The organism is Nocardiopsis sp. CC223A (assembly GCF_030766825.1).
Lineage (GTDB): Bacteria > Actinomycetota > Actinomycetes > Streptosporangiales > Streptosporangiaceae > Nocardiopsis.
Genome location: NZ_JASFDV010000078.1, coordinates 23,386 through 32,088 on the forward strand (window position 1 = coordinate 23,386; position 8,703 = coordinate 32,088).

At 71.2% G+C, this 8,703-nt stretch carries 9 protein-coding genes; 5 read left to right on the plus strand and 4 right to left on the minus strand.

Going from position 1 to position 8,703, the window contains the following annotated elements:
- Window positions 1-182: 182 nt before the first annotated feature.
- The 3 genes from pucL to uraD all read right to left on the minus strand — a co-directional run bounded on the left by pucL (window position 183) and on the right by uraD (window position 2,421).
- Window positions 183-1,079: a factor-independent urate hydroxylase gene (gene pucL / locus QJS33_RS24845; protein ID WP_306370485.1), complete on the minus strand. Its 897-nt coding sequence runs from the start codon at window positions 1,077-1,079 to the stop codon at window positions 183-185.
- Between the two features lie 443 nt (window positions 1,080-1,522).
- Entirely contained in the window at window positions 1,523-1,867 is a 345-nt protein-coding gene (uraH, locus tag QJS33_RS24850; RefSeq protein WP_306370486.1) for a hydroxyisourate hydrolase, read from the minus strand.
- Window positions 1,864-2,421, minus strand: coding sequence for a 2-oxo-4-hydroxy-4-carboxy-5-ureidoimidazoline decarboxylase (gene uraD, locus QJS33_RS24855; RefSeq protein ID WP_306370487.1), 558 nt, complete (start codon window positions 2,419-2,421; stop codon window positions 1,864-1,866). The genes uraH and uraD overlap by 4 nt, the downstream gene beginning before the upstream one ends.
- Window positions 2,422-2,758: 337 nt before the next feature.
- Between uraD and QJS33_RS24860 the strand changes: the two genes are divergently transcribed.
- The 3 genes from QJS33_RS24860 to gcl all read left to right on the plus strand — a co-directional run bounded on the left by QJS33_RS24860 (window position 2,759) and on the right by gcl (window position 6,392).
- Window positions 2,759-3,556 carry a hydroxypyruvate isomerase family protein gene (locus QJS33_RS24860; protein ID WP_306370488.1) on the plus strand — a complete coding sequence of 266 codons (798 nt, stop codon included), beginning with the start codon at window positions 2,759-2,761 and terminating at the stop codon, window positions 3,554-3,556.
- Window positions 3,557-3,639: 83 nt separating this feature from the next.
- Window positions 3,640-4,527, plus strand: a complete 888-nt coding sequence (locus QJS33_RS24865) for a 2-hydroxy-3-oxopropionate reductase (protein WP_306370494.1) — start codon at window positions 3,640-3,642, stop codon at window positions 4,525-4,527.
- 149 nt (window positions 4,528-4,676) lie between these two features.
- Window positions 4,677-6,392: a glyoxylate carboligase gene (gene gcl, locus QJS33_RS24870; protein ID WP_306370489.1), complete on the plus strand. Its 1,716-nt coding sequence runs from the start codon at window positions 4,677-4,679 to the stop codon at window positions 6,390-6,392.
- Between the two features lie 135 nt (window positions 6,393-6,527).
- Here the strand turns inward: gcl and QJS33_RS24875 are convergent, their stop codons facing one another.
- The gene (locus QJS33_RS24875; protein WP_306370490.1) at window positions 6,528-7,826 is read right to left on the minus strand and encodes a M14 family metallopeptidase; all 1,299 of its coding nucleotides are present in this window, start codon (window positions 7,824-7,826) and stop codon (window positions 6,528-6,530) included.
- A gap of 294 nt (window positions 7,827-8,120) precedes the next feature.
- Between QJS33_RS24875 and QJS33_RS24880 the strand changes: the two genes are divergently transcribed.
- Both QJS33_RS24880 and QJS33_RS31455 read left to right on the plus strand, forming a co-directional pair.
- Window positions 8,121-8,345, plus strand: a complete 225-nt coding sequence (locus QJS33_RS24880) for a TraY domain-containing protein (RefSeq protein ID WP_306370491.1) — start codon at window positions 8,121-8,123, stop codon at window positions 8,343-8,345.
- Between the two features lie 119 nt (window positions 8,346-8,464).
- The gene (locus QJS33_RS31455; RefSeq protein ID WP_372339712.1) at window positions 8,465-8,617 is read left to right on the plus strand and encodes a type II toxin-antitoxin system RelE/ParE family toxin; all 153 of its coding nucleotides are present in this window, start codon (window positions 8,465-8,467) and stop codon (window positions 8,615-8,617) included.
- Window positions 8,618-8,703 lie beyond the last annotated feature (86 nt).

The window sequence follows — 8,703 nt, forward strand, 5'->3', positions numbered from 1 at the left end:
GACCACGGGGGGTGGTCGGTCTCCCGGGCGCGTGCGCCCGACGAATCGCACCGCCTGCGGCCCGTGGCAGGGCACGGCGAAGGCGGGCAGCCCGCTGCACGGCGGGCAGGCGAGGGGTCACCTCGGACCAGGGGATGACCGGGGCCCGGCCGCACGTCGGGCCCCGGGGATCGGGCGAGGGGTCAGACGAAGCCCGGGACGGTCTTCCAGGCGTCGCCCGGTTCGGGGGCGTCGTCGCGCTCGACGACGGCCTCGATCTTGCCGTAGGGGCGGTCGGCGGCGAAGAACACCTCGTTGGGGTTGTCCAGGCCGAACGGCGACAGGTCCACCAGGAAGTGGTGGTTGTTGGGCATCGAGAAGCGGATCTCGGCGACCTCGGGGTGCGCCTCCAGGACGGCGGAGCCCATCTGGAAGAGGGTCTGCTGGAGGGCGAGGCTGTGCGTGTTCGCGAAGGCCTCCAGGCACAGCGCGCGGATGGACGCGTAGGCCTTGTCGAAGTCGTGGTCGGTGCCGACGTAGCGCCAGCGGGCGGTGACGTCGGTGGCCAGGATGCGGTCCGTGGTCTCCTGGAGCGTGGTGTAACGGGTCTTGGGGTACCCGTGGAACTCCGAGCCGGTGGACTTCAGGACGGTCAGGCCGGTGAAGCCGGAGACGACCCACTCGCGGTTGCCGTCCTTGGTGACGACGGTGGTGCGGGTCTCGGCGCCGTTGCGCACGAAGGAATGGTCGTGGGGGCCGTCGGAGGTGACGATGCGCTCCCAGGAGTACTCCTCGATCTCCTGCCGGGCGCCGTGCACGTAGTCGTGCTCGTCCACGAAGTGGCGGGCCAGGCGCAGCGCGAAGTCCTCGATGGCGCCGACGCCGCCCCACTCGCGGGCCTTGGCGTAGACCGTGTTCTTCTGGGTGTCGGTCGGCAGGCACTTGGCGTTGTCGCCGGCGGTGTGGACCTCCTCCAGGTCACCGCGCAGCTGGGAGGTGACGTTGACGTCCTTGATCCGGTGGACGTCGGTCTGGCGGTCGACGTGGACGAGGCGTACCTCGGCCTTGCCGTACTGGTTGTCTCCGAGTCTGATGCCCATCAGGGTGAACTCCATCCGTGTGGATAAGTCTTCGTCGTTCGCGTGTGAACGCTGTGCGTACGAGGGAGGACCGCTGTTCATGCGGAAGGACCTATCACGCACCCTGAGTCTGTGATCCTGCGTGTCGCCGTGTCCTGAGGCGTGTCCCTTCGGTTTCGTTCCGGTGTCCGCCGGGCCCGTGAGCCGCGGGTCCGGAGGTTGTCGTGCCGGGCGCCGGTGCCTGCTTCGGGCCGCCGCTCCTCCCGCCCGTCGCCCGCCATCCTCAACGGACGGCCCGACGGCCGCAGTCCGCTTCGGCGCCCCCTCGGCGGGAGCCTTCGGCCGCTCTGTCGACGTCCTCGCCCGTCGCCCGCCATCCTCAACGGACGGCCTTCGGCCACAGGTCCTTTCTCGAAGACATCTCCTCCGCGCGGCCTCCGGAACCCCGCCGGGCGTCTCGGCGGCTAGGAGCCCCGGTAGGTCGAGTAGGCGAACGGGCTGAGCAGGACCGGCACGTGGTAGTGCGCGTCCCGGTCGGCGAGGTCGAACACGATGGTGACCTCGGGGTAGAACCCCTGCTGCCCGGTCGCCTCGAAGTAGGCGGCGGTGTCGAAGGTGATCCGGTGGTACCCGGCGGCGAGCTGTTCGGGGCCCAGGTCGCCGACCCGCCCGTCGCCGTCGGTCACGCCCTCGGCGACGGTCTTCCAGGAGGAGCGGCCGGGGTCGGCCGCGGCCTCCAGCCGGACGGGGACGCCGGCCGCGGGGCGGCCGAGCGCGGCGTCCAGGACGTGCGTGGTGACGTGGCTCATGCGGTGGCCTCCAGGAGTTTGACCAGGCGCAGGGCGGCGATCCTGCGCAGTTCGCCGCCGACGACGGCCAGTTCGGTGTCGCGGTCGTTGGCGAGCCGTCCGACCAGGTCGGCCAGCAGGTCGCGGGGGCCGCGGCCGCTGGCGCAGACGAGGTAGATCTGCCCGAACCGCTCCTCGTACTCCTGCTGGGCGTACTGGAAGATCCGCTGGACGCGGACGGCGGCGTCGTCGGTGTCGGCGGCGAACGCGGACTGCTCGCCGCGCGACCAGGCGGCCTCGGTGCCCCGCCCCTGGGCCTTCTCCCCGATGCGGGGGTGGCGGGCCAGTGCGGAGGCGACCTCGTCGGCCGTGATCTCGCGGGCGTGGGCGTCGGCCGTGTCGAGGAGGGCGGAGCGGTCGGCGTAGGGGGCGGCGGCCGCGACGGCCAGCACCCAGCGTTCCACGTCCAGGCACTGCGCGAGTTCGGTGCGCAGTTCCTCCTCGGAGAGGGCGTTGAGCCGGTCCAGACCCTGGTCGGGCCGGGCGTCCGGCACCGCCGAGGTGCTTTCGGGCATGGGTTCTCCCGTGGCCCGGCCGAAGCCGGGCTTTCATAGTGCAGACATGCGATTCCGTATTACGGATTGGAGGGACTCTAGTTGATGGGAGTGTGACCTTGTCAACACTGGCAAGGGGCTTTCGGCGAAAAACAAGCGGATTCATGACGTGCGCGAAAGATCCGCCGAACGTACGGAGGCGCCTGTGGCCCGAGGGGGTGCCGGGGTCGCCGGGATCGGCCGGGGCGGGTGGCGGCGGGCGGGGTGTTGACAACCGGGGCGACCGGACGCACACTCAAATCATTCCTTAAAGCGAAAAGCAAATTCCACATTGTGGAAATCCTGACGGAGGCTGCGCATGAGCCACACCCTCGGGTACACGGTGAACTGCTCCATGCTCTTCACCGAACTGCCCCTCAACGAGCGCCCCCAGGCCGTCCGCGACGCCGGGTTCGACGCCGTCGAGTTCTGGTGGCCCTTCGAGAGCGCCACCCCGCCCCGCGAGGACGTCGACGCGTTCATCGCCGCCATCGACACCGCGGGCGTGCGCCTGACCGGCCTCAACTTCTTCGCCGGCGCCCTGCCCGGGCCCGACCGGGGCGTGCTCTCCCAGCCCGCGCGCTCCGCCGAGTTCCGCGCCAACCTCGACGTCGTCACCGCGATCGCCGAGCGCACCGGCACCACCGGGTTCAACGCCCTGTACGGCCTGCGCCAGGCCGGAGTGGACCCCGCCGAACAGGACCGCCTGGCCCTGGAGAACACCGTCGCCGCCGCCGAGGCGGTCGCCCGGGTCGGCGGCACCGTCCTCATCGAGCCCCTCAGCGGCGCCGAGGACTACCCGCTCAAGACCGCCCGCGAAGGCCTCGACTTCGTCGCGAAGGCCAGGGCGGCCGGGGCCGACAACGTCGCCCTGCTGGCCGACCTGTACCACCTGGCCGCCAACGGCGACGACGTCGCCGCCGTGGTCCGCGACCACGCCGCCGAGTTCGGGCACGTTCAGATCGCCGACGCCCCCGGCCGCGGCGAGCCCGGTACCGGCGAACTGCCCGTCGACGACCTCCTCACCGCCGCCCAGAAGGGCGGATACCAGGGCCTGGTGGGCCTGGAGTACAAGCCCACCGTCCCCACCGAGCAGAGCTTCGGCTTCCTGCGCTGAGCCGCGCACCGGCCGCACCCGCAGCAACCGCAACAGCCACAGCCACAGCCACGAACAGGAAGGGGCACACCGTGTCCAACCCCGTGTCCATTCGCAAGGTCGCCTTCATCGGGCTCGGCATCATGGGCCTGCCCATGGCCGTCAACCTCGTCCGCGCCGGATACACCGTCACCGGCCACAACCTCACCCCCGACCGTGTGGACGCACTCGTCGCCGAGGGCGGTCTGCGCGGCGGGAGCGTCGCCGGGGCGGTCGCCGACGCCGACGCCGTCGTCACGATGGTCCCCGACTCCCCGGACGTCGAGGCGCTGCTGCTCGGCGAGGGAGGCGTGTTCGAGAGCGCCAAGCCCGGCACGCTCATCATCGACATGAGCACCATCCGCCCCGACGTCTCCCGCTCCGTGGCCGCCGCCGGCGCCGAGCGCGGGTTCCGGGTCCTGGACGCGCCGGTCAGCGGCGGCGAGGCCGGGGCGATCGAGGCCAAGCTGTCCATCATGGTCGGCGGCGCCGCCGAGGACTTCGAGGCGGCCCGCCCGCTCTTCGACGTCCTGGGCACCACCCCGGTCCTGGTCGGCCCCAACGGCGCCGGGCAGACCGTCAAGGCCGCCAACCAGCTCATCGTCGCGGGCAACATCCAGCTACTGGCCGAGGCCCTGGTCTTCCTGGAGGCCCACGGCGTGGACACCGAGGCCGGCCTGGAGGTCCTGGGCGGCGGGCTCGCGGGCAGCACCGTGCTCCAGCGCAAGGGCAGGGCCATGCGCGAGCGCGACTTCGCCCCCGGCTTCCGGATCGCCCTGCACGACAAGGACATGCGCATCGTCACCGACTCCGCGCACGCCGCCGGGGTGGCGATCCCGCTCGGCTCCCAGGTCGCCCAGTACGTGGCCGCCCTCAAGCAGCAGGGCCACGGCGGGCTCGACCACTCCGCGCTGCTGAAGATCGTCGAGCAGCTCTCCGGCCGCGAGCAGTAGCAGCCGTCCGCGGACCGCGCGGCGGGGCAGAGCACCCCGCCGCCCGTCCACCCCGGGCCGCCCCGGCGATCGCGCGTGTTGGCCGCACCGCGGGACCCGCCGGGCCCGGCCCGCCCCACAGCCCCCTCCCTAGCACTGAAGGAACAGCCATGACACGGATGCCTGCGATGAACGCGGTCGTCGAGGTCCTGAAGGACGAGGGCGTCGACACCGCCTTCGGCTGCCCCGGCGCCGCCATCCTGCCCCTCTACAAGGCGCTGGAGGACGTCGGCGGGATCGAGCACCTGACCGTCCGCCACGAGGAGGGCGCCACCCACATGGCCGACGGCTGGTCGCGCACCACCGGCAGGGTCGGCGTGGCGATCGGCACCTCCGGCCCCGCCGGGACCAACATGATCACCGGCCTGTACACCGCGATCGCCGACTCCATCCCGATCGTCTGCATCACCGGCCAGCAGCGCACCGACCTGCTGGACAAGGAGGGCTTCCAGGCCGTCGACATCGTCGAGATCGCCAAGCCCGTCACCAAGTGGGCGGTGCAGATCAAGGAGGCGGCGACCGCCCCGTGGATCTTCCGCGAGGCGTTCCGGATCGCCCGCGAGGGCCGCCCGGGCCCCGTCCTCATCGACATCCCCGTGGACGTCGCCCAGCAGGTCATCGACTACGACCCCGAGCTGGACGCCCCGCTCAAGGTCAACACCGTCGAACCCCACCTGCCCCGGGTCGAGAAGGCCCTGGACCTGCTGCTGGCGGCGGAGCGCCCGCTCATCCTGGCCGGCGGCGGCGTCATCCTGGCCGAGGCCTCCCAGGAACTGCGCGAACTCGCCGAGTACCTGCGCGTCCCGGTCCAGGTCACCCTCATGGGCAAGGGCTCCTTCGACGAGGACTCCCCGCTGTACGCGGGCATGACCGGCGTGCAGACCTCCCAGCGGTACGGCAACGCCTCGTTCCTGGAGTCCGACCTGGTCCTGGCCGTGGGCGCGCGCTTCGCCGACCGGCACACCGGGCAGATCGACGTCTACCGGGGCGAGCGCACGTTCATCCACGTCGACATCGAGGCCACCCAGATCGGCCGGGTCTTCGAGCCCGACCTGGGCGTGGTCTCCGACGCCCGCCTGTTCCTGCGCGAGCTGCTGGCCGCGGCCGAGCGGCGCGGCGCCCGGGCCGAGGTCGGGGGCTGGGTCGACCGGGTCGGCGAGCTCAAGGCCACCCTGACCCGGCGCGAGGACTTCGACAGCGTGCCGGTCAAGGCGCCGCGCGTCTACAAGGAGATCAACGAGGTCTTCGACGAGGACACCTACTTCGTCACCGCCATCGGCCTGTACCAGATCTGGGGCGGCCAGCACCAGAAGGCGTACAAGCCGCGCCGCTACCAGATCTGCGGCCAGGCGGGCCCGCTGGGCTGGGAGATCCCCGCGGCCATCGGCGTCAAGAAGGCGCTGAAGGAGACCGAGCCGGACGCCGAGGTCGTCGGCATCGTCGGCGACTACGGGTTCCAGTACATGGTCGAGGAACTGGCCGTCGCCGCCCAGTACAACGTCCCGTACGTCATCATCATGCTCAACAACGAGTACCTGGGCCTGATCCGCCAGGCGTCCATCCCCTACGAGATGAACTACCAGGTGGACATCCACTACGACGAGTACGGCACCGACAACGTCAAGATCATGGAGGCGTACGGCTGCGCCGGCCGCCGCGTCTGGGAGCCGGGGGAGATCCGCGACGCCCTGGAGTGGGCCCGCAAGGAGGCGAAGGCCACCTCCCGCCCGGTGCTCGTCGAGGTCATGATCGAGCGCGAGGCCAACACCCCGCACGGACCGGCGATCAACGCGGTCAAGGAGTTCGAGCCGGTCCCCGGCGCGTAGCCGACCGGTCGGACCGGTCCCGCAGACCGCCGCGGGCGGGTTCCGCCTTCACCCTCTCGTCCGCGGTGCGCAACGGCCCCTCCCCCTCATCGACTCGGGGGAGGGGCCGTCCACGTGTTCGCGGCGGGGCGGAGGTCAGCCGCAGTAGGCCTCCTCCTCGCCGATGATCCGGTACGGGCAGTCGGCGTAGTCCAGCAGCCGCAGCACGGCCTCCTCGTTGCGCGACGTCTCCCGCTCGATCACCGACGACGGCGGGTAGAAGCCGCCTCCCCAGGCCGAGCGGGGGTACATCTCGTACGTGAAGTTGACGATCCCCTGGTCGCCCCACAGCCAGTCGTTGATCGTCCCGTCGGTGATGTAGAGGTCGCTGGACTGCTGGGGCGTGTACCCGTTGGCGTCGGCCATGTGGGTGCCCAGCGCCACGTGCGTGTCGTACTCCTCGCGGGTCATCCCGTCGGTGACGTCGGAGTAGGTGTGGCCGAACGGCCACAGGATGAGCTCGCTGTAGGTGTGGAAGTCGATGGCGGCGGTGATCTGCTGCTCGCCGTCCACGACCCGGCCGCGCACGAAGTCGGCCACCGCCCGGACCTCCGGGGCCGACTCGGGCGCCGGGCCGCGGTAGGTGATGCTGCTCGGGCTGCCGGAGGAGCCGCCGCAGCAGCCCCAGTTGTAGTCCCAGTTGCGGTTGAGGTCGGTGCCGACGTACCAGGAGCCGGGGTTGGGCTGGCGGTTCTTGCGCCAGTTCCGCCAGTTCGTGCCCGCCATGTCGTACTCCGAGCCGTCCGGGTTGACGTTGGGGACGATCCAGATCTCGCGGTCGTCGACCAGCCCGGTGATGCGCTCGTCGGTGCCGTACCCGTCGGTGAGCAGGTCCAGCAGGTACACGGCCATCTCGACGGTCAGGTGCTCGCGGGCGTGCTGGGAGTGGGTGAACAGCACCTCCGGCTCGTCCTCGTCGGTCGCCGCGTTGTCGCTGATCTTGACGGCGATGATGTCGCGGCCCTGGTGCGAGGTGCCGATGACGGAGGAGACGGCCAGGTCGGGGTGGTCGGCGACCACCCCGTCGACGAAGTCGAGGAGCTCGGGGTAGGTGGTGTAGCCGGGATCGGGACCGGCGAAGGGCTGCGGGACCTCCAGCACCTCCACCCCGAAGCCGAGCGCGGCGATCTGGGCCGCGTCGTCGGGGGTGGCGGTGACCAGGACCTCGTCGGCGGCGACCTGGTCGATGGCGGCGCCGGTCGCGGCGATGGCGGTGCGGTCCTGCGGGGTGCTCGCGCCGTCCACCACGTACAGGTCGTACTCGGGTTCGGCGGTGGCGCTCCCGGCGGCCAGGGTGCCGAGCAGGAGGGCGGCGACGGTCAGGGGGACGAGGGTGCGGCGGACGCCCGAGGGGATGCGGGCGCGCCGGGGGGACGGGAAACGGGTGGTCTCCACGGGATGCCTCCGTGAGCGGGGGTGAGGCGATCGGACACGGTGGCGATATTGCAGAGGAGATCGCCACTTTCTGTCAATATTCAGGATCTCTGAGTGATATTGGCATGTTTGCCATCAAGGGCGCCGAACCCCCACGTCGCGCCCACCGCACCGACCCGACCCGCCCCGGGTACCCGGTCCCCATCTGGCCGCATCCGGCCACCCGACGGCCGGAGCCGAGGACTCGGGGCGCGTCGGGAGCCGAGGGGCTGTAAGCAAGGGGCTGTACTTGTACGGCGACCATGGAGGTGGCTCGTGCCGGCACTCGGACTTCCGGCGGAGATCGAGGAAAGACTCGAAACCCTGGCCAGGGAGACCGGTCGGTCCAAGAGCTTCTACGTTCGTGAGGCGATCGTCGCCCACCTGGACGAACTCGAAGAGATCTACGTGGCCGAGCGCCGCCTCGAAGACCTGCGCGCGGGCCGCAGCGGCACCGTCCCCCTCTCGGAAGTGACGGCGGAACATGACCTGGAGGGTTGAACTCCACGACGACGCCCAACGGGAGTTGCGCAGGCCGGATTCTCAGGCGGCGCGGCGCATCCTCCTTTCCGGGCGAGCGGATCGAGGGGACCTCGGACCCGCGTGGGCTCGGGGAGGCGTTGAAGGGCGACCGGCTCGGTGACCTGTGGCGTTATCGGGTGGGGGACTACCGCATCATCGCCGATGTCCGGGACGGCGTGGTCGCCGTCCCGGCGCTCCAGGTGAAGCACCGGCGGGGGCCTACCGGGGCTGAGGCTCCCGGGCCGGGGTGAGGGCCTCGGCGACGGCTGCCTCCGGGGAGAGGGAGCGGCCCGCGGCGCGGGCGGGGATCGGAAGGGGGTCGTGGAGGGGAAGAGGG